Consider the following 26,950-nt stretch of genomic DNA (forward strand, 5'->3'; position numbering starts at 1 on the left):
TCATTGGGTGAATCAATTGTCCTCATCTTTATCGTGGCGGCTCTTGCGATGCCAGTGCGGTCTGGCCGCATGCTGTGAACCTTGGGCGGCGAGAAGAGCGTTCTCACGCCTTATTTCGGGAAGGCGGCGACGATAGTAGGGGTAGAGGGTAGCGAAGGTCAGCAGCATGGCGGCCAGGGCCAGACCGATCAAGACATATCTCAGTGGGAAGAAAAGAATAAAGAGCGAGCCGAAGGCAATCAGGGCGGCCCAGCCCCAGAGGATCAGGACCGCGGACCGAACCGTGTGACCGATGCGCAGCATACGATGGTGCAGGTGCATGCGGTCGGGGTGCATGGGTGATTGCCCGTGGCTGAGCCGCCGGACGATGGCCAAGCACATGTCCAGAACGGGCAGGAAAAGCACCAGGATGGGCAAAAGAATGGGCATAAAGGCCGGCAGATAGATGCTGGCGTGAATGGTGGCCGGATCCAGCCGACCAGTCACCACAATCGAAGCGCAGGTGATCAAGTATCCCAGCAGCATGGATCCTGAATCGCCCATGAAGAGCTTGGCCGGATGCCAGTTGTGCAGGAGGAATCCCACGCAAATGCCCACCATGGCCACGTCGATCAGGGTCGCCAGGGAGGCATAGTCGGGCGAGATGCGGGCGATGATATAGGAGTAGATGGCGAAGGCGATGCCCCCGATGGCTACGATGCCTGCAGCCAGGCCGTCCAGGCCGTCCACAAAGTTGACCGCATTGATGGAGGCCACGATCAGGAAGGCTGTGATGGCCATGGACAGGCTGGGCGAGGCCGCCACCAGGGATCCCAGAGGCAGGGAGATGATCTGGATGCCACCCCAGGAGACGAAGACCGAAATCAGCAGCTGGCCGGCCAGCTTGAGCATCCAGTCCAGGTCCCAAAGGTCGTCGGCTATGCCCAGCAGGCAGATGGCCACGGCCCCGGCCAGAATGACCCAGGCCTGATGTCCGGACTGGAAGAGGCCCGTGATGAAGGGAATGCGGGAGGCGAAGCACATGGCCACGGCAAAGCCTATCAGCATGCCCAAGCCGCCCATACGAGGAGTGGGCACCTTATGCACGTCCCGAGCGCGGACCACACCTACGGCACCAACCCGTATGGCGAGATGACGAACCATGGGCATGACCAGCCAGGTGGCTCCGCCAGCGATGGCAGCAATGAACAGGTATACCCTCACTGACCCTCCCCTCTGCTGGTCTGGCCGGACAGTATTGCACGGACCCGAGTCTCGCCTATGACGCCCTGCCGCAGCACGTGTATTCCGTCAGGATCATTCTTGTCGGCTTCCACCACCGTGCTGGCCACTGAGCCAGGGGTCGGCCCCCCATCCAGGTAGAGATCGACGCTGTCACCCAGCTCGGATTCGGCCTGCTGGACGGTCTCCACGCTGGGATTGCCGGATCGGTTGGCGCTGGAAGCAGCCAGGGGGCCGATCACCTGCAGGAGGGCCCGGCAAATGGACGAGTCAGGCACTCTGACGGCCTGGGTGGGACCCTCGGGCTCCCTTCGAGGGGTGCGCAGAGAGCAGGAACTTCCTACAAGGGCAATAGGCGAAAAGGGGCCCGGCAACAGGGCATCGGACAGGCGATCCAGAGGCGCAGGCAGGCTAAGATCCAGCCGGTCCATGGCCTGGACCCCATCCAACAGCACCTGGATGGACTTGGTCCTGGGACGGTGCTTGGCCTGGAAGAGCCTATCGATGGCCGCATCATTGCATGGATCGCAGACGATGCCATAGACCGTGTCGGTAGGAATGACCGCCAGCCCCCCGGCGGCCACCACCTGGGCCAGTAACTGCGGCGACCGACTGTCATAGGTCATCACCCGGCTCATACCCTGCATCACGACCTTTCGGCTCGACATGTTCATGTGACCAGCTACCAATCTATCCCAGGACCCCGGCAGCCCGCCAGGACCTGAAGAACCGCGGATCTGCGTCCGGTCACCCTGGCCGTCGGGCTGTCAGGTAGCGGTCGCGGCCAGCCAGATCCCGGTGTGTGTGCGCATCCAGGTACCCTCGCTCCTGTGCAGCTGCAACCATGGCCGCCCCCTGGGAGGCGTCATGCTCCATGACCAGCAGACCGCCGGGTGCCAGCAAAACCATGGCCCTGTCCAGAATGCGGCAGGGCACAAGGCACCCGTCGGGTGAACCGCCATAGAGGGCCAGGTCCGGATCCCAGTCACGCACCTCAGGCTGGCTAGGAATCGCATCCATGGGGACGTAGGGGGGGTTGCTGATGACCAAATCCACATGGGCATCCAGATCAGACAGGGCGGCGGAATCCGTGGCATCAGCCAAGAGCAGCTGATAGTCGGATCCAGCCTCCCGAATGGCAGCCTCCTGAGCGGCGGCATTCAACGCACCCCACCGATATGCCTCCTTGTCCACCTCCACGGCCCGAACCCGCGCCCCTGGAACCTCTGTGGCCAAGGACAGGCCGATGGCTCCACTGCCGGAACACAGATCCACTGCCAGTGGATGATCCACTCCAGTCAAGGCATTGATACCTGCCTGAACCACCGTTTCGGTCTCAGGACGGGGGATAAAGACCCCCGGACCCAGGCGGAGATCCAAATAACGAAAGCAGGCGTGGCCAAGAATGTACTGCAAGGGTTCGCGTCCGACCCGCCTTTGCAGATAGGACTGATAACGGTCCAGGGCCGCCGACTGGGAGTCATCGGCCTGTCTGCGACCAACACCGTTCGTCAGCAGTTCCTCAGCAGTCCGATCCAAGAGCAGCGCCTGATCCAGCTGGTGCAGATCGCACCCAAGGGCATCGGCCAGCAGCAGCCTGGCATCATTGAGCGGAGTGGGCAGGCCAGCCTGGGCCAGCATGTGATGGCCCCTATCGACCAGCTCAGCCATACTGGTCCCGCGCTCCTGCTGATTCACCCCTGCGAAGCCATTCTGCGGGCCTCATCAGCTTGAATGTCGGAGTCGATGACGGCCTGCAGATCGCCGTCCAGCACCTGTTCCAGGTTGTAGGCCTTGTAGCCGGTACGGTGATCCACGATCCGGCTCTCTGGGAAGTTGTAGGTCCTGATACGCTCGGACCGATCCAGGGAACGGACCTGGGAGTGGCGCATGTCTGCGGCCTGGGCGGCCTCCTCCTCGTGCTTCATGGCCAGCAGACGGGACTTGAGCACCCGCAGGGCGGCCTGGCGATTCTGTATCTGGGATTTCTCATCCTGCATGGAGACCACGATGCCGGTGGGAATGTGGGTCATCCGCACAGCAGAGTAGGTGGTGTTGACGGACTGTCCTCCCGGGCCGGAGCTCATGAAGATGTCTACCTTGAGGTCCTTGGGGTCGATCTCGATCTCGTCGTCGTCCTCGTCAGCCTCTGGAAAGACGATGACCCCCGCAGCTGAGGTCTGAATACGGCCCTGGGACTCGGTGACGGGGATGCGCTGGACCCGATGCACGCCGCCCTCGTACTTGAGCGAAGCCCAGACGCCGTCGGCCGGAGCCACCTGGCCGCGAGCGCGAATGGCCAGCTGGGCATCCTTGACCCCGCCCAGCTGGGTACGGTTCTCGCTCATGATCTCGGTGGTCCAGCCGCGTTTTTCGGCATAACGCACATACATGCGCATCAGATCGCCAGCGAAGAGGGCCGCCTCCTCGCCGCCGCTGCCGGCCTTGATCTCCATGATCGTATCGCGGCCGTCATCGGGATCACGCGGAATAAGCGCGGTGCGCAGGGCCTGTTCCAGGTCCGGTATTCGGTCAGCCATGGCCTTGGCCTCTTGCGCGAAGTCAGGATCCTCCCGTGCCATTTGTTCGGCGGCCTGGCTGTCTTCCAAGGCGCTTTGATAGGCCTTGTAGGCTTCAACGATGGGTGCGAGCTCAGCATGCCTGCGGCCCAACTTGCGGATCTGCGCCGGATCTGAAGCCGTTTCGGGCTGACTCATCTGCTTTTCCAGGCGACCGTACTCCTCGACGGCAGCCACCGCCGCCGGAAACTGCTCCTCGCTCATCTACACCCTTCCCGTCCGCTCATCCGCATGGTTCAAGTCATAAAAAACGCCAGTCCCCGCCGGGCATAGCAGAGCGACCCGGAAGGGACTGGCGTTGGAAGTGCTACTTGGTCCTCTTGCCGTAACGGGCTTCGAACCGTGCCACGCGACCACCGGTGTCCAGAATCTTCTGCTTGCCGGTGTAGAAGGGGTGGCAGTGCGAGCAGACATCAACCGTCATATGATCGCCGGGAGCGGTCGAACGGGTGATGAAGGTATTGCCGCACGAGCACGTGACCTCAACGGGATGATAATCGGGATGAATTCCCTGCTTCATGGTTACTCCTAGATTCAAGGGCCCCGGGTCGACCGCCCCTGTGGCGGACGTGAACCGGCAACCGCGTAATAGTCTAGCGCAACCCGGGGAGAATACGACCCCCTTGCGCCACACGCCGAATCAGCCAACCGGTGTGGCGGACCGCGCGCCCTTTAGAATCAAACAGTCGGACCGACCGGCCCGGCGAGGCGACAAAGGAGGGCAGCAATGCAGCAGGAAGTGGCGTTCGTTACAGGGGCGGCTCAGGGAATCGGCGAGGCCATTGCCCGCCGTCTGGTCAAGGACGGGTTCGCCGTGGCCGTGGCGGACATGAACACCGACAAGGCCCAGGCAGTGGCCGACTCCATCAATCAATCTGAGGGACGGGCCATGGCTGTCACCCTGGACGTGACCGATCGTGTCCAGGTGCGCTCGGCGGTAGAGAAGACGGCCACCAAACTGGGCGACTTCAATGTAATCGTCAACAACGCCGGCTTGGGACCGACCACCCCCATCGATTCCATCACCCCGGAGCTGTTCGACAAGGTCTACCACGTCAACGTGGCAGGAACCATCTGGGGCATGCAGGCCGCCGTCCAGGCCTTCCGTGATCGGGGCCACGGGGGCAAGATCATCAACGCCACCAGCCAGGCAGGGGTGGTGGGCAATCCCAATTTGATGCTCTATTCCTCCACCAAGTTCGCCGTCCGCGGCCTGACCCAGGTGGCTGCACGCGATCTGGCCAAGGAGGGCATCACCGCCAACGCCTACGCCCCCGGCATCGTCAAGACGCCCATGATGATGGACATCGCACATCAGGTCGGGGCCAACGCCGGCAAGGATGACGAGTGGGGCATGTCCACCTTCTCGGACGGCATCGCCCTGGGGCGGCTTTCCGAGCCCGAGGATGTGGCCAATGCCGTAGCCTTCCTGGCTGGGCACGACTCTGACTACATCACCGGCCAGACCCTGATTGTGGACGGCGGCATGCAGTTCCAGTGAGTTTTTAGCAAGGATTCGCCCGCATATGATGGACCCTCGCCGATCGGCTCTGTCCGACAGCGAGGGCCCACGATCATTCAGGGATCGTTCAGGCGTTGAAGACGTACTTGTCCAGACGGTCCATGGCCTCCTGGACACGGCTCAAAGGCAGAGCCAGGTTCATGCGGATGGCGCAGGGAGCCTTGAACTGCCGCCCGTCCTGGACGGCCACACCCACATCCCAGGCACGCTTGAGCAGCTGGTCCAGGCCCAGATCATGGTCCTTGCACCACTGCGTGCAATCAAGGAAGAGCATGTAGGTACCCTGGGGCTTGGAAAGCCCGACTCCCTCGAAATGCTGTCGGATGTATTCGTAAGCGTAGTCCACATTGCCGGTCAAAACCTGCCGGAGTTCATCCACCCACTCCTGTCCCTGGGGCTTGTAGGCCCCGATCAAGGCATGCATGGACAGCACGTTCATGTCGTTGTAGTGGGCCTTGGACCCCTTGGCCACAATCCTGTCGCGCAGATACTTGTTGTAGATGATGTGGTAGGAGCCGACCAGCCCGGCCAGGTTGAAGGTCTTGCTGGGTGCATAGAAGGCAGCCGTCCTGTTGCGGGCATCCTCGCTGACCGATTGGGTGGGGATGTGCCTGTGGCCCGACAGGATCAAGTCTGACCAGATCTCGTCGGAGATGACCACGCAGTCGTTCTCCTTATATACTTCCATGGCCTTCTCGATCTCCCACTTCTCCCAGACACGGCCGCAGGGGTTGTGCGGGCTGCAGAAGACCGCCACATGGATGTTGTTCTCCTTGAGCTTGCGGTCCATGTCCTCGAAGTCCATGCGCCAGACGCCCTGCTCGTCCTTCTTCAAGGGGCTGTGCACGATGTGGTAGCCATTGTTCTCGATGCAGGAGGTAAAGCCGACGTAGGTCGGGCTGTGGAGCAAAACCGCGTCGCCGGGAGCCGCGAAGGCAGTCAAAGTCGAGACAACCCCGCCCAGGACCCCGTTCTCATAGCCGATGTCCTCAGCCGTCAGGCCTTCCACACCATTGCGGGTGCGCTGCCAGTTGATGATGGCGTCGTAGTACTCGTCAGTGGGATTGAAATAGCCGAAAGCCGGGTGCTTGGCACGCTCGATGATGGCCTCGGGTATGGTCGGCACCGTAGGGAAGTTCATATCGGCAATCCACATGGGGATGACATCGAAGCCCTCCTTGGGAGGATCGGGGGCGAATCCAGGATCGGCACCCAGGCCGTCAACCGCAATGGCGTCCTTGCCGTGCCTGTCCATGATACTGGTGAAATCGTATGTCATTAGTCAACCTCTCATCCCGTGCAGATGTGCTCGCAGCGACCTTCCGCCAGTCTACAGCCGTGGGCTCCGTCCGAGTGTCTGCGTCTAATACCAGAGCAGCGATGGTACTATCTGGCTTTAGTCAGTGGATGGGGTGACCAAATGAGTGCATCAAAGCCCGTTTCATCTTCTCTGCAGCTTTTCGTCCCGCTGGTGGACTTCCTGGGTAAGATCCTCGGCCCCAAGACGGAAGTTGTGCTTCAGAACGTCAGGGATTTCTCGCATTCGGTAGTTGCCATCGCCAACGGCAACTTGAGCGGACGCACCATAGGCAGTCCCGCCACCGACCTGGTCCTGCACATCTGGCGGAACCACGAATACGACCAGCACAACTATTTGACCCATTACGCTGGCTACACCATCCAGGGGCATCCCGTGGTCTCGTCCACCCTGTTCGTGCGGAATTCCAGAGGACGGGTGATCGGCTTCCTCTGCATCAATTTCGACAGCTCCGCCTTCCGACAGGCCAGCAAAGAGCTCAGACGAGCAAGCGCTTATCTGGACGCTCTGGGACTGGCCGATCCTGCTGCGGTACTGAACGACGATAGAGCCGCATCAGAAGAATCGGATGCTGAGACCGGGACCGGCCAATCGACCCGTGAAGTGCTTTCAGTCAACACAGACGAAGTAGTTACGCATAATATTGCCGAATTCGCCGCAGAGCTTGGTATTCCTCCGGCAAGAATGAACCGGCAGGAGCGACTGCAGCTGATCACGCGCCTGGATGGGTCAGGGGTCTTCCTGGTCAAGGGCTCGGTGGACACGGTTGCCCGGGCTCTAGGGATCTCCTCACCCAGCGTCTACCGCTATTTACACACGATACGCAATGCGGCTGCGGACCCAGATCAGAGCACCCCGGCTCGCCCTGTTCAGCTTTGACACACCCCCTCCAAGGTGTATGATTAGTACAAGATATACGGGGGACGTATACACGATGGACCTACAGGGGCTGAACTATTTTCAGTTCCAGAGGAGATGTACATGCGTATAGTTTCCCGGCATAAGCCGACGGCTCCTACTCGAGCCCGTCCCGTATTCTTTTCCCTGATAAATTCTCATACTTAGCGGTTCTACGGAAGCGCTTCCGGATTATTGTGCCGTGCGCAGATCTGATGGCTGTCTACGTAAGCACGTTTGGGGCACCGAGAAGTGGATATACACCGAGGGTGCTCTATGATCCGACATAAAAAACGCGCCTAGCTCTTTTCCCCCGGCTTACATGTGAAGCCATACATATTTGCATCGGTGAATCATGGATGCTAGAGCTAGGCGGCGAGAGGACGGCCCCGACATTAGCCGGGGCTGGTCCTTCTACTAAGACTATCAAGAAAGTTCGGGGGACAAAACCTTAGTCATTGCACTGGCAGTCATCGAAGACGCGAACCAGTGCTGGGCTGAGAAACCTGAACCTCTTAATTCGATCCATCAATAAAGCCCCCCGGAACCTTTAGAAGGTTCCGGGGGGCTTGTCTGTGTGGGGCCTCAGGGGCTTGAACCCTGGACCGAACGATTATGAGTCGTTTGCTCTAACCGACTGAGCTAAGGCCCCGCGCCGACCGTACCGGCCAGAGTCATGGTATCAAAACGACTCGTCATCAGCCAGATCCGGGTTGTCGGACTTACTTGGTGACCTGGTTGTAGACAGGCAGACCCATGTATCCGAAAGGAGCCTGGCGAACCTGCTTGCCGGCCACCGCTGAGACCTTCCTGTACCAGAGCGGCAGCACCGGAAGATCCTTTAAGAGAACGGCTTCAGCCTCGCGGTAATCCTGCATGGCTTCGTCCTGATCGGTCTTTGACGCGGCACGGGAAAGGATGGCATCGTATTCGGCGCTCTTGTAGTCCCCATTGTTCAGACCCTTGCCATCGGCCTGGCTAGAGGCATATCCCTGAACCAAGTAGCCTTCGGGGTGGGGATAGTCCGAGGTGATGCCCGAATTGAAAATACTGTTGACCTGACGGTTATGAACTGCAGTATTGAATTCCTTGCCAGTCGGGAAGATATTCGGTGCCGTCTTGATTCCCAGAACCTGGGCATACTCATGCAGAACCGCATCAACCCAGTCCTTGTCTGCCCCATCGGCACTGTACGCAATGCGAAGCGTGCCTTCCCAGGGAGATATGGCATCAGCCTGCTTCCACAGTTTACGGGCCTGGTCCGGATCGTGGCTCAGCACCTCTTTGCCTGTGATGTCGGAGGCATTGCCCTTGATGGTGGGTGCCAGGAAATCAGTGGCCGGCGTAACCGAACCAGCGAAGACCTTGTCGGCTATTTTCGCGCGATCCAGAGCATACGACAGGGCCGCCCGGCGAAGGGCGCCCTCCTGCCCCTGGAAATGCTGCAGGCCTTGCGGGATGGTCAGGGAACGGAAGGCCGGCCCTGGCTTGATCAGGGGCTGCAGGCCCGAATCGGTATGGAAGGTTTTCAGGCGGGAGACCGGAACCGTATCGAGCACATCCAGGTGACCGGCTTGGATATCGGCATAGGCGGCATCGAGGCTCTGGTAGTCCCTGAACTCCAGGCTTCCGTTCCGAGCCTTGCGCGGTCCCTTGTATGAGGGATCCTTCTCCAGCTTGATGCCCTGATTAGGCACCCATGATTTGAAGCGGTAGGGCCCGTTCCCGATCGGTTTCTTGCCGAAGGCCTTGATGTCCTTGTAGGCGGCTGCCGGCAGTGGAAGGAAGGCCACATCTCCTACCTTGTAGGGGAAGGAGGAATCCGGCTTGTCCATGGTCACCTCCAGGGTCAGGTCGTCGACCACCCGGAGACCGGACAGAGGAGCCTTGGGGTCGCCATGCTCATCCTGCACCTGCTCGTACCCGGCGATGGTCGAAAAAGCCGAGGCGCCCAGCTGCCCATTGGCTGCATTCGCAGCGAAGGACCAGGAATCCGCATAGGTCTTGGCTGTGATCTTCTCCCCATCGCTGAAGGTGAGTCCTGGTTTGAGGACAATCGTGTACTGGCTTGCATCCTCATTGGGAGTAATCGATTTGGCCTCGACCAGGGTCATCCCGCCTTTGGCATCGAAGGTGACCAACCCGTCGAAGAGCTGGGTCACCACCTTCCAGCCCGCGGTGTCGTTGGTGCTGGAGGGAATCAGCGGAGCCGTAGGTTCGGCATTGTTGACGCTGATGGCGGCCTGAGGGTCAATCCTGTCTTCTTGGGAGGCCTGGGAGGGGCCGCAGGCGCCCGCTGCCAGGATGAGCGGAAGCACCGCTGCTGCAAGGTAGGAACGAAGTTTGGTCATAGTAGGACCCTTCCTGCCCGGTATGGGCTGTCACAGCTGCACGGGAAACACTGAGTCAATAAACATATGGTCAATACGGTCGGTTGGGCGAGGATGCCGATATTCAGACCTGCCTGACATCCTGCCCGGATGCCAGCCGATCCAGAGCACCGGTGCTGCCGATGGCCCGGAAGAGGAACCAGCTGACCAGTCCAGCCAGGACCACTCCACTGATCAGCTCGCAGATGGTGCCGATGATCCCCCTCGGGCTGAGGAGGGAGACCCCCTGATAATAGAAGGCTAGGAGAAAAGCGTTATAGACCAAGGCTATCAGGACACCCCCCAGAACGGTCGTTCCCAGGGTCCAACGACGGTAGCGGAATATTCCGAAGGCCAGTTCCGCGCACAGGGCCTCGACGATGGCCTCCACCAAAATCATCGGCACGTTATAGGCGTTGCCAGGCAGAATCTCGACCAGGACACTGATGATGCCAACGTAGACGGCTGCGCCTGGCTTGCGCAGTATCAGCATGGAAAGGGTGCAGGGAAAGTAGAAGACCCCATGCAAAAGGGCCGCCATCCCCGGAAGCAGGGCCGTCATCAGCGGGAATATCCACGAGGCGAGCAGGCTGGCCAACCAGTAAATCAACCCCGACACCGCGCCCAGGCCTGCGCCGACCGCTATGTCAAGCGGCCTCCAACGCAACCGATGAGCTGTGGAAATCCGACCCTGCTGCTGTTTCTCCGTCATTGATACTCCCTTGCGACCGTCATAGAGCGGACGGCCCGTTCCTCATGCGCACAGCGATAGGAGGGAACCCGCCCAAGCCGGCAAAGGTCCGTCCGGCGTTCCTTGACCTGCGCATGCCGGGCGGGAACGTCGACTCAAGGCTACCCCGACCACGGCGGCAGAACCAGGGTCTGGTCATAGGTCTTGTTTATAGGCGGCCATCCGCCTGCCTGACCTTGCTTATCAGCCCGGCGCATAAGTCAGAAGTTTCCACTACCATGAATGCAGTTTCCACTGTCTTTTCTATGGTTCTGTGAGGTAGCTTCTTGGCCGAATTCATTTATCAGATGATCAAGGCGCGCAAGTCCTTCGGCGACCGCGTCATCCTGGACGATGTGACCCTGAGTTTCCTGCCCGGCGCCAAGATCGGCGTGGTGGGCCCCAACGGCATGGGCAAGTCCACCCTGCTGCGGATCATGGCTGGCCTGGACACGGTCAGCAACGGCGAGGCTCAGCTCACCCCCGGCTACACGGTAGGCATCCTCCAGCAGGAGCCGCCCCTGGACGAAGACAAGACCGTTGGCGAGAACATTCGCATGGCCTTCGGCGACATCATGAGCAAGGTGGACCGCTTCAACCAGATCGGCGAGCAGATGGCCGATCCCAATGCCGATTACGACGCCCTCATGACCGAGATGGGCCAGCTCCAGGAGCAAATTGATGCCGCCAATGGCTGGGATCTGGATTCCCAGCTGGATCAGGCCATGGATGCCCTGCAGTGCCCCGACCCGGACACCCCGGTCTCGGTCATCTCTGGAGGGGAGCGCCGTCGGGTGGCTCTATGCCGGCTGCTGCTGGAAGCCCCCGACCTGCTCCTGCTGGACGAGCCCACCAACCACTTGGATGCCGAGTCCATCCTCTGGCTGGAACAGTACCTGCACACCTATAAGGGCGCTGTCCTGGCCGTGACCCACGACCGGTACTTCCTGGACAACGTGGCCGAATGGATCTGCGAGGTGGACCGCGGCCACCTCTACCCCTACCAGGGCAACTACTCCACCTACTTGGAGACCAAGGCCAAGCGTCTGGAGGTCCAGGGGCAGAAGGACGCCAAACTGGCCAAGCGTCTCAACAACGAACTGGAATGGGTCCGCTCCTCCCCCAAGGCCCGGCAGGCCAAGAACAAGGCCCGTCTGGAGCGCTATGAGCAGATGGAGAACGAGGCCCGGAACAACAAGAAGCTGGACTTCTCCGAGATTCAGATTCCGCCGGGTCCCCGTCTGGGCTCCAAGGTGCTGGAGGCCGAGCACATCCACAAGGCCTTCGGCGACCGCGTCCTGATCGACGATCTGAGCTTCACCCTGCCTCGAAACGGGATTGTGGGCGTCATCGGGCCCAATGGCGTGGGCAAGTCGACGCTCTTCAAGACCATTGTGGGCTTGGAGCCTCTGACATCGGGCTCCTTGGAGGTCGGCGACACGGTCAAGATCTCCTATGTGGATCAGAACCGCGAGGGCATTGATCCTGACAAGAACCTCTGGGAGGTGGTCTCCGGCGGGCTGGACTTCATCGAGGTCGGCGGCGTCGAGGTGCCCACCCGCGCCTATGTGGCCTCATTCGGCTTCAAGGGTTCGGATCAGCAGAAGCCGGCCGGCGTCCTATCCGGCGGCGAGCGCAACAGACTGAACCTGGCACTCACCCTCAAGCAGGGCGGCAACCTCCTCCTGCTGGACGAGCCAACCAACGACTTGGATGTGGAAACCCTGGAGAGCCTGGAGAACGCCCTGTTGGCCTTCCCCGGCTGCGCTGTGGTCATCTCCCACGACCGCTGGTTCCTGGACCGGATCGCCACTCATATTCTGGCCTGGGAGGGCACGGACGAGAATCCGGCCTCCTGGTACTGGTTCGAGGGCAACTTCCAGGCCTACCAGGAGAACAAGGTCAAGCGTCTGGGCGAGGAGGCCTCCAGGCCCCACCGCATCCACCGCAAGCTGACCCGCTGAACGAAGCACATCACGAGGGATCGAGGGCCCAGGAGAAGCATGAGCACCGAGGATGAAGCACTGGCCCAGGCCATCGCCGGGTTGAATTTGCAAAAACAGCAGCCTGCCGATGGCCGTTCCCGTTTTCTAGGCAAATCGCTGGACTTCCCCACAGGCCGCCTTTACGGGGGCCAGCTGCTGGGTCAGGCCATCATGGCCGGCGGGCGGACCGTGCCGGAGGGTCGATTGCCCCACTCGATGCACGCCTATTACCTGCGCACTGGACTCCTGGATCAGGACGTTCAAGCTGAAGTCGAGACCATTCGAGATGGGCACTCCTTCTCCTCCAGACGTGTTGATCTGCACCAGGGGGAACGGACCATCCTGAACGCTCTGCTCTCCTACCAGCAGGTCGGCCAGGAGGGCATCCGCTATGCCGACCCCATGCCGACGGGGCTGCCCGATCCGGAGGACCTGCCCGGCTCCCGGGAGCTGATGGAACCCTATGCCGACCAGTCCCCCTTCGCTGACTACTATGCCCATCAGAGCCCCTTCGACATGCGCCACGTCGGCGGCACGGTCCTGCTGGATGATGCAGATGAGGCAGACAAAAGGAATTCCGAGGATGACAGCAGGAGCCGCCAGGCCGTTTGGAGCCGCACCCAGGGAAGTGCCGACCTGAATCCGCTGATGCGCCGGGCCCTGCTGGCCATGGAATGCGATCAGATCATGATGGAGCCCGCCCTGCGCCGTGCCGGGCTGAGCATGACCACCCCGGGGATCTCCTTCGCCTCCATCGACCATGCCATGTGGTGGTATCAGGATCTGGATCCTTGCGACTGGCACTGCTTTATTCAGGAGTCCCCAGTGGCCGACCACGGCCGCAGCCTGTGCATGGCCAAGGTTTACAACCGTCAGGGTGATTTGGCAGCCTACATGGTTCAGGAGGCCATGATTAGGGTGCCTAAAAACTGAGCGGCCACAAGGTCATCGCGTATTTTTCCAAGGCGACGAGTCAACAGCCTGGTCTGCAGCAGGTCGGCTATCTTCGGAAATGCCTTAGGCTACGGCCTCGAACGCTGTTCAGCCCGGCCTTTTACTTGAATTGGCTTTGATCTTCGCCCTGTCAGCGGTATCAGTCGCATCGGCCATGGGTCTTCGTGAGGACTTGCGCCGATCGGGGTTCTCAGGCCCGTCATCCGGGGGCAACTGGCAGAGCCACTCCCCCACAGCTCCGGCCACCACATCGATCAGACAGACCAGGGAGGCGACCAGGCACTCCTGCATGACCCGCGTGTAATAGGGCGCGCCTGCATGCCCCATGCTGATCAGTGCCTGACTGCCATACCAGCCCAACAGGGCGGCACAGGCAACGCCCAAGGCCTTGCTCATGATCAGCACGTTGACCGCGAAGCGCAAATCCATCTCCTTGCGGTCTCCCTTGGCATAGCGATGCACCTGGAAGGCCATAATCAGGATGGCCGCCCCCAGCAGGAAGAGCAATACGCTGACCAGCCAGGGAACCCCCATGAGGTCCGTCCTTGTGGACATGCCCAGTTCCGAGATGCCGGCGCCTCCCATCAGCCCCAAGACCAGGGCGACCAGGTAGTGCACGAGCGGTGTGCGGCGGGCCCTCATGACAACCCGTCCAGAATCCAGTCCTCCGAGACCAGGCTGATGCGATCCCGGTCAGGAGCGCGGTTGGCCAGGCTTGCCAGACAGGATCCGTCAGCTCCAGGCAGACTGTGTTCAGGCTCCAAGTAAGCCCAGGGAATCAAAATGCGCGATGGAGCATGGGCAGCCAGCAGAGGCGGGCGGTCCTGAGAGGACAGAACCGAACCATCCAAGCTCTCCACCTCGACCACGTCTGCATCCAATCCGCCCATCTGTCTGATAGGGGCGGCCACCATGTCCAGGGCCGACCGCAGTTCCTCCAGATTCAGCGGTGTCTGCAGAATAACCACGGCCGATAGACGCTGATCACCCTGGTCGTCCCGATAGGCATATAGGGGCGAGATGCCGACCAACTGGCTGCCGGGGATCCCGTCCAATGCTGCGAGAGCACGAAGCATGGTCAGCCGGTCGGTTCCCGATGCTCCCTCCAGCGCAATCACATCACGCATCAGAAGGCCCTTTGGCTTGGCCCCCTCAACAGTCGGCTGACTAGACGCTTCGTTATCATTCTCCAAATCTGAGGACAGGCTGTTCTGCGTGGAGGAGGTTACGGGGTGACGCAGCCGGGCCTGTGCCGCATGGCCAGAATCGGCCTGACCAGACAGCAGGAAGGAGGGATGCCCTAGAGCAGCATTCCCGCCGCCCCTGACTCGTCCAGATTCCATGCTGGCCGGGTTGCCTTCCACCTGGTCGTCGGCCGCACGCTCCAGGGTGACGCCCACCTGGAAACCGACCCCTGTTCCCTGGTCAGCACCCAGACGGGTGACCGTGACCCGGGTGCGGCGGATCTGATGGGAGAGCAGGATGGCATCAGCCACCTTGGCGGTCAGGGACTCCAGAATCTCATCAGCCGGCTCGTTTTGGACCAGGTTGACGATCCGCCGGACAATCTGCACATAGTCCACGGTCTGAGTGCCGTCGTTGAGCCTGCCTGCCTCACTCAAATCCAGGTAGAGGACGGCATCGACCTGGTAGCCGAGCCCAGGCTTCTGCTGGCCATGCAGGGGTGCGACCTTGATGGAACTCAGACGGATGGAATCCATGATGTACGCTCCTCCCTCGCCTTGGAAGATTCACTGGCACAGGCCCCGGGACCATATGCAGGGCACCGAGCCGATTCAGAATTCAGTGCTGGTCCTCTGCGGACGGTCCGTTTACGCTGCGCCTGAGCTCCTCAGGAATCTCCACCGGAGGCTGCTCGGAGTCCGGCCGATCCGGCGCAGACAGCCAGAGCTGACGTTCGGGAGCCTTGCGCAGACCATCGAAGACCGCAGCCAGCTCGTCCTTGTTCAGAGTCTCTTTGACCAGGAGCTGTCGAACGAGCTCATCCAGCACGTCACGGTTTTCAGTGATGATCCGCCAAGCCTCTTCGTGAGCCGTCTCGATGAGATTGTGGACCTCCTCATCGATGGCCTCGGCCGTCTTCTCTGAGTAGTTGTGGGGCTTCAGGGCATCGAGTCCGGCGTCCTGGTCATTTTCGTCAGCCCACTTGATGGCGCCCAACTTGGATGAGAACCCATACTGCAGGACCATCTGGCGGGCGATGCTGGTGGCCTTCTCGATGTCGTTGGAGGCGCCAGTGGTCGGGTCATGGAAGACCACCTCCTCCGCCACGCGGCCGCCCATGGCATAGGCCATCTGGTCCAGCAGCTCGTTGCGGGACTGCGAGTAGCGGTCCGTGGTGGGCATGACCGCGGTGTAGCCCAGGGCCCGCCCGCGAGGCAGAATGGTCACCTTGGTGACCGGGTCGGTGTGGTGCAGGGCCGCAGCAACCATGGCATGGCCGCCCTCATGGTAGGCGGTGTTGCGCATCTCGGCCAGAGCCATGCCCTTGGTCCGCCGCCGAGGTCCGCTCAGCACGCGGTCGATGGCCTCGTCGATGGCCCGGTTGTCGATCAGCTGGGCATCGGAACGTGCGGTCAGCAGAGCAGCCTCGTTGAGCACGTTGGCCAAGTCGGCGCCGGTGAAGCCAGGCGTCCGCACGGCCACAGTGTGCAGATCCACGTCAGGCACGAAGGGCTTGCCCTTGGCATGGACCTTGAGGATGGCCTCACGGCCCTCCAGATCAGGAGCTTCCACGGCTACCTGGCGGTCGAACCGGCCGGGCCTGAGCAGGGCCGGATCCAGAATGTCGGGACGGTTGGTGGCTGCAATGATGATCAGGTTGGTGTCGTTGTCGAAGCCGTCCATCTCCACCAGCAACTGGTTCAGGGTCTGCTCGCGCTCGTCATGGCCACCGCTCATTCCGGAGCCGCGCTTGCCGCCCACAGCATCGATCTCATCGATGAAGATGATGGCCGGCGCGTTCTTCTTGGCCTCATCGAACAGGTCGCGCACTCGGGAGGCGCCCAGACCGACGAACATCTCGACGAAGTCAGAGCCTGCCATGGAGTAGAAGGGCACGCTGGCCTCGCCGGCGATGGCCCTGGCCAGCAGGGTCTTGCCGGTTCCAGGGGGGCCATAGAGCAGGACGCCACGGGGTATGCGAGCGCCCAGGGCCTTGTACTTGGAGGGATCCTTGAGGAACTCCTTGATCTCCTCCACCTCCTGGACTGCGGCCTCCTCGCCGGCCACGTCCGAGAACTTGGTCTTGGGGGTCTGCCCGTCGCTGAGCTTGGCGGAGTTCTTCTTGCCCCCCATGCCGAACATGCCGCCGCCGGCCGCCGAGGACATGCGCGAGAGCAGGAACCAAAAGACTCCCAAAATGATCAGCATGGGCAGGATGGAGGAGATCAGGTAGCTCATCATGCTGGTCTGCGGCACCACCGAGTTGTACCCCTCGGAGGGCTTGGCCTTCTCTACGGCCTTGACCACCTGCTGCCCCTGGGCCTCCACGTAGTAGAACTGCACGTCCTTGCCGAAGTTCTTGGAGGTGCGGTTGCCGCGGAAGCCGGGCACATCCTTGACGAAGTCACTATTGAGCTTGAGCTCGACGACCTGCATTTTCTCGGTGATCTCGGCCTTCTTGACCATGCTGCTGCGATCGTTCAGCAGCTCCAGGCCATCCTGGGTATCGATGGTCTGAGCGCCGTTCTGGCTGCTGAAGAAGCCGAAGATGGCCAGGATGATGACCACGGCCAGAATCCCCCAGAGCCAAGGGGAACGCCAGAATGAGCGGTTGCCCCCATTGGGGCCAGAACCGTTGTTGCCCAGGTTGAAGTTGAAGGGGTTGTTGCCCTTGTCTCCGTTGTCCTTGCCCCCATTGGGCGGACCCTGCTGCGGTCCCTGCGAGTAGCTCATGACTGCTCCCCCTGATCCTGATGATCCTGTTTCTGGGTCGGGTCCATGTATTCCTCGGACCTGAGTACGGCTATCGAGTCGAGATTACGGTACTGCTCGTCGTAATCCAGCCCAAAGCCCACAACGAATTCGTCGGGTATGGCGAACCCTGGATATTTGACATCCACCTCCACCTCGTGCCGCGAGGTCTTGTCCAGCAGAGTGAAGATCTCCACCGATGCAGCCCCTCGCTCCTTGAGATGCTCGACCAACCAGTGCAAGGTGTAGCCGGAATCGATAATATCCTCAACGATCAGAATATGCCGACCGCGCACATCGCAGTCCAAATCCATCCTGATGTCCAGGTCTCCCTCAGAAACGCTGGTCTTGCCTGCCGGATAGCTGGAGATGCTCATGAACTCGATCTGAACCGGAATGGTGACGGCCTGCGAGAGGGCGGCAAGCGTGTTGAAAGCCCCCTTGAGCACGGCCAGCATGATCGGGTTCTTGCCCCGGTAATCCCGGCTGACCTGCTTGGCCGTCCGGTTGATCAGCTCTTCTATCCGTTCCTTGGACACCAGTTCATGGTCGATATGGGATTGAATATCAGCGATGCGCATGGTCTCCATCATTGCATATGAGAATGACTTGACCCTTACGGATTGCTGTATGGGAGCTGGGAAAACGAGGGCCCTGCTGGCCGTGCCACCGGCAGACCAAATTATCCAGAGCCTGGACCTGCACGGCCGTGAACCGTATGCCCAGTTTGGTCAGTACCTGGGCCAGCAAGCGGGTGCGCAGAGCCGGATGGCAGTCGGCCAATCCGTGGGCATCCAAGCAGGCCAGCACCCCCTTGGCTATCTGGTCCGAATCGGGGCGGGAGACCAGCCGCTGGAACAAGCCATCCACCTGGGTGTCCAAATAATCCTGATCCAGACGGGCCATATCCGCGCCAAGGGCCAGGCGGCGGGCCATGTCCCGCCCAGCGAAGCGATTCAAGGCCGGCAGCAGGTCGTGGCGGATCCGCGAGCGCAGCGGCAGGGTCTCGGGAAGCGTGGAATCAGCCGGTCGATCATCGCCGTTAGTAGGGTCATCCCACCAGTCGATCCCCTGCTGGCGGCAAATAGCCGTGGTATCCTTCCGGTCCAGGTCCAGAAAGGGACGCAGGTAACGCATTCCCCCACGCTCCACACGCCGAGCCATGCCGGTGATGGCCTCCAGCCCCTGTGAGCGAATCAGTCCGATCAGCACCGTCTCAGCCTGATCGTCACGAGTGTGCGCCAGAAGGACGGCCTTGGCCCCCAGCTCGAGGGCCTGTTCGGAGAGCGCCTGGTAGCGGGCTGCACGTGCATCGGCCTCAGGGCCGGCCGAGGTGACCGGTACATCCACTCTGGTGACGCGGACCGGATCCAATCCCAGCTTCCGGCAGGTTCCAGCCGCGCGCTCTGCGACCTGATCCGAATCAGGTATCAGACCATGATCGATCAGCAGGGCACCGCACCGCAGCCCGGTCATGTCGGCCACCAGGTGGGCCGCACAGGCCAGGGCCAGGGAATCCCGGCCTCCAGAGCAGGCCACCAGAATCAATGGGGCATCCGGATCGTGCCGATGCACCCCGTGATGGGCGAACCGCTGATCCTGCAGGCCCAAACCCTCCCCGTCAAGGGTCGAACGCAGGAGCCCCACCGCCTTTTTCATTGCCGCTGAATAGACCATGGTCCAGGCTTCTTCCTGCTCAAATCCGATCCAAGGATCCGACCAAGGTGTCCACAGCCTGTCGGGCAGCAGCCGCGTCCTCGGAATCGTTGATGATCACAGCAAAGACCAAAACGCCGCCAGAGCGACGAATCACATTGCCCGTAAGCGAGGTCACCTGATCCAGAGTGCCGGTCTTGACCCTAATCAGTCCATCAGCCTGGTCATCCACCTTTCGGCTGGCCGCTGTGCCGGTCAGGCCCACTACAGACAGGCCCTTGACTAGGGGGGTCAAGCCCTTGTCAGCAAGAGCCAGTTGCTGGACGTCAGCCAAGGTGCCCACCCGCAGGACGGAGCCAGGAGTAAGCCCCGAGCAGTCGGCCATGTTGAGTCCCGCGGTGTCCACGCCCAGCTTGTTCAGCGTGCTGACAACGGCTTTCACAGCCCCAGCTGGACTGTTGGGCATGTTCAGGGCCAAGGCGGTCAGACGGCCGAAAAGCTCGGCCAGGCTGTTGTCGGAGTTGCGCAGCATCAGCGACATGACCTCGCTGAGCCGCGCCGAGCTGATACGGGCCAGAACCCTGCCCTGGGCATGGTCGGCCCGGTCGGGCCCCTGGGCATTGTCCACCTGGATCCCGGACTCCATCAGGCGGCTGGCGAAGGAAACTGCAGCGGCCTGAGCCGGGTTTTCGACCCTGGGCAAGTAGACCCCTGCATCCGGGTAGACAACAGGCTCAGTCCGTCCCTGCCGGGCCTCATCCACAGCCATGGAGACCGGCATCTGGAAGTAGATTCCATCAGGATTATTTTCTGCAATTCCCTCCGGCTCCCGATCGTCGCCGAAAAGCGTGTCTTGGTAGGCCAGGGCCACTCGGTCGATCCCCTGCCGGCGCAGAGCCTGAGCCGTCTTCTCGGCCAGAGTCCCTAGACCGGCCCGGCCATTGACATGCATGGGGTCGTCTTTGCCTACCCCTAGGAGCATATCGCCGTGACCGCGCAGGGTCAGCGTTGCCTGCGAGGGAGCAGAGGAATCCAGAACCGCCTCAGTATCCAGCTGTGAGGACATGTCCAAAACAGAGGCGGCTGCGGCTGCGGTCAAGGTCTTCATGGTGGAGGCCGGTTGGCGCGCCTGGTCGGCGTTCCTCTGGGCCAGCACCCGTCCGTCAGCCTGTCGCACGACCAGCGAGTAGCCATTGCCCAGGCCCGGCGTGTCGGCGAAAGCGTTGACCAGCTGCTGGACCTGGCCGGCATCCGCTGCGGACCCAGGCTTGTCGGCGGCAAGGGTCGGCGGCACGCCCATCATGACCGCAGGGGGGACCGAAGAATGACTGGTCTTGGCCAAGGTCAGCGGTCCAGGCACCAGGTCAGCCAAGTCCATGCATGCATAGCCGGCAACCAGTATGACAGCCACAAGCGTGGCCAGGGCCACCCGCCAGCGTCGCTTGATCCGACGACGGCGTGTCATGCGCAGCTGATGTCTGTCACCCAATTGCTCACTCCCGGACTTGTGTTCGCCAACCGAGTTCGGATCGGTAGGCATCATCCAACCAGCCTAGTACTGGTCCTGTCACTGCCTCAGGACTGCAGAGAGGCGTAGCGATCCAGAGTCAGCAGAATGGCCGACTGTCGACGATCGAAGATCCGGGACCCTAAAGCTACACCTATGGCGAGGGTAATCAAACCGTTGGCCAGTGCTACCGGCATAGGCAGCCAGAGCGGAAGCATCCCGCCTTTGGTCATGGACAGCAGCGCCACTAATAAAGTGGGCAGCATGATCACCAGGCTAGCCAGCAACTGCAGCATTGGCAGGAAGCCTTGGGCAACAGCACGCCCCTGGGGCGAAGTGAAGGGCTGGTCCATAGAAGGGACCGGATAGATCAGCAGGGCCGAGAAAATCTGAGCAACTCCCAGACCAGACAGAAGCAATCCGACCGTCACAGCAAGCATATCCAAGGAGATGGCCAGGTCCCTTCCGCCCTTCATTGCCCCGGAGAGAATCAAAGTCACCAGCCCAAGCAGGAGCATGCAGGGCATGGCCACGATCAGATGGCTGCGGACACGGGACAGCCGGTCCTCACGACCCTTCACTCCCGCAGCTATCTCCATGCGCAGGGCGAGCCCATCGTAGGCCAAGGCGTTGCCCTCGGGAATCTCCAGTATCAGGGCGCCCAAAACCGGTCCCAGCCATATCAGCATGGGCATCTGCCGGAAGAGTATTGCGTATAAAATCACCACGACCAGCAGAAGTGGATAGCTGACAAGCTTGCGAGAGTCCTGACGAAGATAGATCAGCAATCGCGCAGCCATAGCATCCACAGTGTTCCGGGACCGGCCCAGCATCCCCAGTCCCTTGGAAGCTGTCGGCCGCTCAGCCCTCGCCCCAGTATGCAAACGGTCATGACGCAGACACACCATGCCGATCATGAAGCAGAGAGCCAGTGTGGCCAGCTCCATAAACAGACGTCCGGCCAGAGCCCACCATGATCCCAAAATAAGATCCTCAGGCAGACGGACAGCGGCACCCAGCGGCGTCCAAGCAAGCAAATCGGCCACGGATTTCATGGAGTCGGCGTCCACTGCCATGCCGTTCATAACCCCACTGCTCAGCAAAGAGGGCAGCATGCACAAAACCATGATCACCATGGTGACCAGCAGATAGAGCCCGGACCGGGTGCGCCGAGAAACCATCAGTGTACCGACCAGGTCCAAAATTGCACGGGACAAGGCTAGCAACACCATGACAGCCAGCAGTGCCGCTACCAAAGCCACGATCGCAGCTCCGACACCCATGCGGGCATAGATGGCCGTCAGAGCCAGGAAGCAGACAAGACCGGTCAATCCAGCAGGCCCGGCCAGCCCGGCCAAGTAGAGCCCCAATTGCAACTGACCGTCAGGAATCCCGTAAAGGACGAATCGCGAAGGGCCCAGGATCGACCCCTGGCCCAGAAAGGTCAGTTGGATCAGGACCACCCCCAGAGTCAGCCCGACCAGGAACAGGATCAATACAGTCCCCATACGCTGGCGGTCGCCCGGATCGGCCTTGGGCAGCCATCCCCCCAGTGCCAGCGCAGCCTGCCAGGAGGCCAGGCAGATGCCAATGGCCATGAGCAGGCTGATGATGGCCCCGACCATCTGCCAGGAGGAGTGCTTGACCGTTCCCCAGGTAATGGACCAACGCATGGCGATGATGGTGGCTGCCGTTCTCATTCCGCCTCCTGGTCTTCCTCGGACCCGGAACCGTTCAGCCAAGCGATCCGGCGGGCCTGATGGCGGCCGCCGACGAGATCCAGGAAGCGATCCTCCAGATCCTCCCCTGCTGCGACCTGGGCCACCGTGCCATCAGCCCGAACCAGACCATGATTGATGATGGCTACATGCGTGCACATCCGCTCCACCAGGGCCATGACATGCGAGGAAATGACCACGGTTCCTCCAGTATCGACATACTCGACAAGGATGTCCTTGAGATTGGCGCTGGAGACCGGGTCGACCGATTCGAAAGGCTCATCCAGTACAAGGAGTCTGGGGGAATGAATCATGGCAGTAGCCAGGCAAATCTTCTTGGTCATTCCGGATGAATAATCGCAGACGCGCTTTCCTCCGGCATCGGTCAGGTCAAAAGCCTCCAGCAGGTCCCTGGCCCTCCTCAGCGCCTCCTCGCGCGGCATTCGACGCAGCATGCCCGAGTAGGCCAGCAATTGCAGACCGGTCAGCCTGTCGAAGATCTGGTCGCCTTGGGGCATGACGCCTATGATCCGCTTGGCTGTATCCACGTCAGACCATACGTCCCTGCCCAGAATCATGACCTTTCCGGAGTCAGGCGCCAGGAGGCCGGTCACCATGTTCAGCGTGGTGGTCTTTCCCGCGCCGTTGGGGCCGACAATCCCATAGAAGGACCCCCTGGGAATATCCAGAGAGAGGGCATTGACAGCAGGCCGGCCCTGGTAGCACTTGACCAGGGCGCGAATAGAGACCGCTGCCTGTGGATCGGGCGGAGGAGCCACTGCCGTGTGGGCGGTCATGCTGGCTGATCGGGCTTCATCGGACATGGCCTTAAGTCTATCCCACCATTATCTCGCTCCTGGCCACCTCCATAATCTAGTTCGCATGTCGGCGGATGCCCGGTCTCAGTGCCCCGAGTGCTCGATGGGCTTCCATCCCGGATTGGCGAAGATGGCCTGGAATGAGATGGGCAGGTAGCTCAGCATGAAGATGGGGAAGCTCAGGCAGTAGGCGAAAAGCTCCTTGTTGGATGCGCCGATCTTGTCCCGCTCGGCCAGGACCGTCAGTGCGGCCAGGCCCATCATGGCCAGGACACCCAGAACTCCAGCTGCGATGCCATTGATCAGTTCAGTCACCTGGCTGGTCCAGGTCACGAAGCCCAGAGCCGGGAAGAGCAGACCGAAGAAGCAGCGGACCAGAGCCAGGACGGTCAGCGGGCAGATGAGAATGGTCAGGTCCACGGCCGAGAAGTCGCGTTCACGGAAGGCTCTGGAGATCAGGGCGGGCCCGTAATAGCGGAAGACCTGAAGGAAGCCCTTGCTCCAGCGCAGCCGCTGCCGCCAGCTCTGCTTGAAGGTGACCGGCTGCTCGTCATAGAGGATGGCGGTGCCGCAATAACCGATGCGCTCGCCGTGCAGAACCGAGTCCATGGTGAACTCCAGGTCCTCGGTCAGCAGGTGGAACTTCCAGCCGTTGTTGCGCTCCATAACCTCCCTGGAAAACATGAACCCGGTGCCGCCCACATGGCAGCTGGAGCCGATGACCATCCTTGAGGTGTTGAGGAACCGGGATTCGCGGATGAACCATAGGGCTGAGCCGGAGGAGACCCAGTTGTCCGAAAAGTTGACCGAGTTGCGGTAGCTGGTCAGTATGCGGAAGCCGGACTGGAAGGCCTTGTTCATCTCTTCGATGTAATGGCGGTCCAGGAGGTTGTCCGCATCGAAGACGAAATAGGCATCGTAGCGGGAGGCAAGGCCCCGCTCAAGTATCTGGTCCAGCAGAAAGGTCAGAGCGTAGCCCTTGCCCACCTGGTTCGGATCCTGCCGCTCTACCACATGACAGCCCAGGGACCTGGCCAGTCCGGCGGTGTCGTCAGTGCAGTTATCGGCCACCAGCCATATGTCGATCATGGAGGATGGATAGGTCTGTTCCTTGATGGAATTGATCAGATGACCGACCACCTGCTCCTCGTTGCGGGCTGAAATAAGGACGGCGAACCGCTTGTCGAAAGGGGCCTCGGGAAAAACCGTGGGCTTGGAGACAAAGGAGATGACGATGCAGATGGCCTGGTAGACGATGCCCACCCCGCCCAGCAGCATCATCAGAACGTCCAGCACTTTGAGCAGAGCCATCAGCGCCACTCCTTGCGAGGGTTATCCTCTTCCTCGGAGGTCTCGTTGGTGGTCTCGGTGCCTTTGAGCGGCCTGTGCCTTACCGGAGCCGAGGCGGACTTGGGTATGGGAACCGTGGCTGACTCATCCAGATCCTTGGCCGTCGGGGAAGAGGTCGGGTAGAGCTCGCGGGCAATCGTCATGACCGGATCGTCCACTCGGACCCTGGCGCTGGTCCCCTTGGCCGACCGGCTGCCCACATGGCTGGCCACCGGCTGAACCACGTGCTCGTTGAAGGCCTCGACACCCTCGACCACCTTGGACTTGCCGACCGGCTTGGGATCCTGCATGAGCGGGGAGTCGATCAGCTCGTAGTGCTTGACCGAAGCCGAGAATATAGCCTGGAAGCTGGCCGCCAGAGGCAGGGCCAGGAAGGCACCCAGGGCGCCGAAGACCGCACCCAGGGCCAGTACGGAGAGGAAGGCGATAGCCGGGTTGAGGTCCATGGTCCGCTGGGAGATCTTGGGGGCCAGGATCATGTTTTCGATCTGCTGGTAAATGATGATGTAGACCAGCACGATCACGGCCACCAGCAGTCCGCGGCTTCCCCAGGCCACCACTACGGGAATAGCTCCGCCTATGTAGGTGCCGATGGTTGGCACGAACTGGGAAACCAGCCCGCAGAAGAGGGCCAGCGGCAGCCAGTAGGGCACCTTCAGAATGACCAGAAAGACCGACATGCAGGCCGCAGAGATGAGCGCCAGAATGGTTCTGCTGAACAGGAAGCTGGAGATCTGGTCCTGGGCGATGGTCCAGACAAAAAGGAAACGGCGCTGGCTCCTGGGGGCCAGCCACTGGCAGAGGCTGCGGCGCAGTTTGGGGCCTGCGGCGGAAATGTAGTAGATGACCAGCAGGACGGTCATGATATTAATGAAGGACCCGACCAGGCCCACGGTGGTGTTCAGGGCCTGTCCTGCGAAGTCCGTCACCCAGGAGGTCTGGATGTTCTTGACGATCTCACCGCCAAGATCCTGCATGGCCGGCAGGTGCCAGGGTGTACGGCTGGCGATGAATTCCGCCACCTGCTCATAGAGTGCCGGCGCCCCGTTGGCCATGCCGATGACCTGCTGAACCAGCAAATTGCCGAACATTCCCATAAGGACGATCACAATGATGATCAGACCTATCAACGTAACCGCAGAGGCCGCTCCCCGCCGCCAGCCATGCTTGACCAGTCTGAGCACCAGAGGCTCCATGGCCAGGGAAACGAAGATGGCGATCACCACATCCAGCACCAGGAATTCGATCTTCCACCAGGATGCGTAGGCGAACCAGGCCAGAAAGACAGCTATCACTACATAGAGGAGGGCACGGCCGAACCATTCCGGAGGTCGGCGCGGATCCCCCTTGGGCGGGAAGACCGTCGCGAAATCGAAGCGCTGCTTTTGCTCGTTGGCCATATGTTCCATTATCCCAAGATGGCTGACATGACGGGCCATAGGGCACAGGTTGAGCCGACGGTGTATCCGGGCACACGTATCCTGAGGGGTATGTTGACCGTTTCCATAGTCATACCCGCCTGGAATGAGGAAGAACGCATTGAGGACTGCCTCCTGAACGCCACCAGGCAGAGCCAGGCACCCAAGGAGGTGCTGGTAGTCGACAACCACTCCACAGACGCAACGGCCTCCATCGTCCAACACTTCATCGATCAGCACCCTGACCAGCATGTCAAGCTTCTCCACCAAGACAGTGAACAGGGGCTGATCCCCACACGCAACTACGGACTTGACCGGGCAACCGGCGATGTGCTGGGCCGGATTGACGCCGACTGCATGCTCCGTCCCAATTGGGTGGAGGTGGTCTCTGGCATCTTCACCCGGGACCCCAAGGCCATGGGCGCCACTGGGCCGGTGGCCTACTATGACATGCCAGGCAAGCGGATCGGGCTCAAGGGCGACAACACCATCCGCAAGGCCATCTACCGGGCCGACGACGGGCAATACCTGCTCTACGGTTCCAACATGGCCCTGCGCGCCACGGCCTGGCGGGCCATACGCAGCCACGTCTGCAGGGACAAAGAGGACATCATGCACGAGGATGTCGATATCTCCCTGCACCTGATTGATCAGGGGTTCAAGACGGTCTACTGCAAGGACATGAACGTGGGCATCAGCGCCCGCCGGATGGACACTTCCTTCACATCCTTCCGCCACTACATGCAACGCTTCAAGAACACCTTCGACGCCCACCCGCAACACACCAGGGAACAGAAGCCCGAGCACACCCTCTACGCCATCTACCCCATTCTGCGAGCCTTCTACCCCGTCTACCAGAAGTACCTGGAATCCGCCGATATCAACCCTGCGGAACGTGTCTGGATCCGCGAACAGATGGAGCTCTTCCATCGCCGCGACCAGGAACTGGACCAGGAGGATCACTGACTGGCG

General features: G+C 61.0%; 23 protein-coding genes and 1 tRNA gene. 5 read left to right on the forward strand and 19 right to left on the reverse strand.

What is annotated here, in order from left to right; genetic code table 11:
• Positions 1–12: 12 nt before the first annotated feature.
• From ACUIAG_RS04425 to rpmE, 5 genes are all read right to left on the reverse strand, one after another.
• Positions 13–1,203 (reverse strand): MraY family glycosyltransferase, encoded by a 1,191-nt coding sequence (locus ACUIAG_RS04425; protein ID WP_313835751.1) that lies wholly within the window; start codon positions 1,201–1,203, stop codon positions 13–15.
• Positions 1,200–1,847 (reverse strand): L-threonylcarbamoyladenylate synthase, encoded by a 648-nt coding sequence (locus tag ACUIAG_RS04430; RefSeq protein WP_445340312.1) that lies wholly within the window; start codon positions 1,845–1,847, stop codon positions 1,200–1,202. The genes ACUIAG_RS04425 and ACUIAG_RS04430 overlap by 4 nt, the downstream gene beginning before the upstream one ends.
• A 121-nt stretch (positions 1,848–1,968) precedes the next feature.
• A complete protein-coding gene (gene prmC / locus ACUIAG_RS04435) occupies positions 1,969–2,892 on the reverse strand; it encodes a peptide chain release factor N(5)-glutamine methyltransferase (RefSeq protein ID WP_445340313.1) in 924 nt (307 codons plus the stop codon).
• Positions 2,893–2,915: 23 nt separating this feature from the next.
• Complete coding sequence (prfA, locus tag ACUIAG_RS04440; protein WP_045924736.1) at positions 2,916–4,004, reverse strand: peptide chain release factor 1; 1,089 nt, start codon at positions 4,002–4,004, stop codon at positions 2,916–2,918.
• Positions 4,005–4,107: 103 nt separating this feature from the next.
• On the reverse strand, positions 4,108–4,320 hold the full coding sequence (gene rpmE, locus ACUIAG_RS04445) for a 50S ribosomal protein L31 (RefSeq protein ID WP_015022244.1): 213 nt from the start codon (positions 4,318–4,320) through the stop codon (positions 4,108–4,110).
• Between the two features lie 207 nt (positions 4,321–4,527).
• Here rpmE and ACUIAG_RS04450 point away from each other — a divergent pair, with 207 nt between their 5' ends.
• The gene (locus ACUIAG_RS04450; RefSeq protein ID WP_445340314.1) at positions 4,528–5,301 is read left to right on the forward strand and encodes a (S)-acetoin forming diacetyl reductase; all 774 of its coding nucleotides are present in this window, start codon (positions 4,528–4,530) and stop codon (positions 5,299–5,301) included.
• 88 nt (positions 5,302–5,389) lie between these two features.
• Here the strand turns inward: ACUIAG_RS04450 and ACUIAG_RS04455 are convergent, their stop codons facing one another.
• Entirely contained in the window at positions 5,390–6,601 is a 1,212-nt protein-coding gene (locus ACUIAG_RS04455) for a MalY/PatB family protein (RefSeq protein WP_445340315.1), read from the reverse strand.
• A 141-nt stretch (positions 6,602–6,742) separates the two neighbouring features.
• On the opposite strand from ACUIAG_RS04455, the gene ACUIAG_RS04460 reads away from it, so the two are divergent.
• Entirely contained in the window at positions 6,743–7,519 is a 777-nt protein-coding gene (locus ACUIAG_RS04460) for a helix-turn-helix transcriptional regulator (protein ID WP_445340316.1), read from the forward strand.
• A 596-nt stretch (positions 7,520–8,115) separates the two neighbouring features.
• On the opposite strand, the gene ACUIAG_RS04465 is transcribed toward ACUIAG_RS04460, so the two are convergent.
• The 3 genes from ACUIAG_RS04465 to ACUIAG_RS04475 all read right to left on the reverse strand — a co-directional run bounded on the left by ACUIAG_RS04465 (position 8,116) and on the right by ACUIAG_RS04475 (position 10,618).
• Positions 8,116–8,189: transfer RNA gene (locus ACUIAG_RS04465), tRNA-Ile, on the reverse strand.
• Between the two features lie 70 nt (positions 8,190–8,259).
• Positions 8,260–9,888, reverse strand: coding sequence for a peptide ABC transporter substrate-binding protein (locus ACUIAG_RS04470; RefSeq protein ID WP_445340317.1), 1,629 nt, complete (start codon positions 9,886–9,888; stop codon positions 8,260–8,262).
• A gap of 103 nt (positions 9,889–9,991) precedes the next feature.
• Positions 9,992–10,618: an ECF transporter S component gene (locus ACUIAG_RS04475; RefSeq protein ID WP_445340318.1), complete on the reverse strand. Its 627-nt coding sequence runs from the start codon at positions 10,616–10,618 to the stop codon at positions 9,992–9,994.
• A gap of 305 nt (positions 10,619–10,923) precedes the next feature.
• Here ACUIAG_RS04475 and ettA point away from each other — a divergent pair, with 305 nt between their 5' ends.
• Positions 10,924–12,600, forward strand: a complete 1,677-nt coding sequence (gene ettA / locus ACUIAG_RS04480) for an energy-dependent translational throttle protein EttA (RefSeq protein ID WP_313841857.1) — start codon at positions 10,924–10,926, stop codon at positions 12,598–12,600.
• A gap of 39 nt (positions 12,601–12,639) precedes the next feature.
• The gene (locus ACUIAG_RS04485) at positions 12,640–13,554 is read left to right on the forward strand and encodes an acyl-CoA thioesterase (RefSeq protein WP_445340319.1); all 915 of its coding nucleotides are present in this window, start codon (positions 12,640–12,642) and stop codon (positions 13,552–13,554) included.
• A 108-nt stretch (positions 13,555–13,662) separates the two neighbouring features.
• Here the strand turns inward: ACUIAG_RS04485 and ACUIAG_RS04490 are convergent, their stop codons facing one another.
• The 10 genes from ACUIAG_RS04490 to ACUIAG_RS04535 all read right to left on the reverse strand — a co-directional run bounded on the left by ACUIAG_RS04490 (position 13,663) and on the right by ACUIAG_RS04535 (position 25,960).
• Positions 13,663–14,217, reverse strand: a complete 555-nt coding sequence (locus tag ACUIAG_RS04490) for a DUF3180 domain-containing protein (protein ID WP_306221231.1) — start codon at positions 14,215–14,217, stop codon at positions 13,663–13,665.
• Complete coding sequence (locus ACUIAG_RS04495) at positions 14,214–15,296, reverse strand: dihydroneopterin aldolase (RefSeq protein WP_045924745.1); 1,083 nt, start codon at positions 15,294–15,296, stop codon at positions 14,214–14,216. The genes ACUIAG_RS04490 and ACUIAG_RS04495 overlap by 4 nt, the downstream gene beginning before the upstream one ends.
• Before the next feature lie 82 nt (positions 15,297–15,378).
• Complete coding sequence (gene ftsH / locus ACUIAG_RS04500; RefSeq protein WP_445340320.1) at positions 15,379–17,493, reverse strand: ATP-dependent zinc metalloprotease FtsH; 2,115 nt, start codon at positions 17,491–17,493, stop codon at positions 15,379–15,381.
• Positions 17,490–18,092, reverse strand: coding sequence for a hypoxanthine phosphoribosyltransferase (hpt, locus tag ACUIAG_RS04505; protein WP_101432715.1), 603 nt, complete (start codon positions 18,090–18,092; stop codon positions 17,490–17,492). Before hpt ends, ftsH begins: the two co-directional genes overlap by 4 nt.
• Positions 18,079–19,188 (reverse strand): tRNA lysidine(34) synthetase TilS, encoded by a 1,110-nt coding sequence (tilS, locus tag ACUIAG_RS04510; protein WP_445340321.1) that lies wholly within the window; start codon positions 19,186–19,188, stop codon positions 18,079–18,081. The genes hpt and tilS overlap by 14 nt, the downstream gene beginning before the upstream one ends.
• Positions 19,189–19,207: 19 nt before the next feature.
• On the reverse strand, positions 19,208–20,710 hold the full coding sequence (locus ACUIAG_RS04515) for a D-alanyl-D-alanine carboxypeptidase/D-alanyl-D-alanine-endopeptidase (RefSeq protein WP_445340322.1): 1,503 nt from the start codon (positions 20,708–20,710) through the stop codon (positions 19,208–19,210).
• 32 nt (positions 20,711–20,742) lie between these two features.
• Entirely contained in the window at positions 20,743–22,374 is a 1,632-nt protein-coding gene (locus ACUIAG_RS04520) for a hypothetical protein (protein ID WP_445340323.1), read from the reverse strand.
• The gene (locus ACUIAG_RS04525) at positions 22,371–23,216 is read right to left on the reverse strand and encodes an ABC transporter ATP-binding protein (protein WP_445340324.1); all 846 of its coding nucleotides are present in this window, start codon (positions 23,214–23,216) and stop codon (positions 22,371–22,373) included. Before ACUIAG_RS04525 ends, ACUIAG_RS04520 begins: the two co-directional genes overlap by 4 nt.
• 78 nt (positions 23,217–23,294) lie before the next feature.
• A complete protein-coding gene (locus tag ACUIAG_RS04530; RefSeq protein WP_045924751.1) occupies positions 23,295–24,521 on the reverse strand; it encodes a glycosyltransferase family 2 protein in 1,227 nt (408 codons plus the stop codon).
• Entirely contained in the window at positions 24,521–25,960 is a 1,440-nt protein-coding gene (locus ACUIAG_RS04535) for an AI-2E family transporter (protein WP_445340325.1), read from the reverse strand. Before ACUIAG_RS04535 ends, ACUIAG_RS04530 begins: the two co-directional genes overlap by 1 nt.
• Before the next feature lie 90 nt (positions 25,961–26,050).
• On the opposite strand from ACUIAG_RS04535, the gene ACUIAG_RS04540 reads away from it, so the two are divergent.
• Positions 26,051–26,944 carry a glycosyltransferase gene (locus ACUIAG_RS04540; RefSeq protein ID WP_045924753.1) on the forward strand — a complete coding sequence of 298 codons (894 nt, stop codon included), beginning with the start codon at positions 26,051–26,053 and terminating at the stop codon, positions 26,942–26,944.
• Positions 26,945–26,950: the final 6 nt, after the last annotated feature.

The sequence above is a fragment of the Bifidobacterium sp. ESL0825 genome, assembly GCF_052606465.1.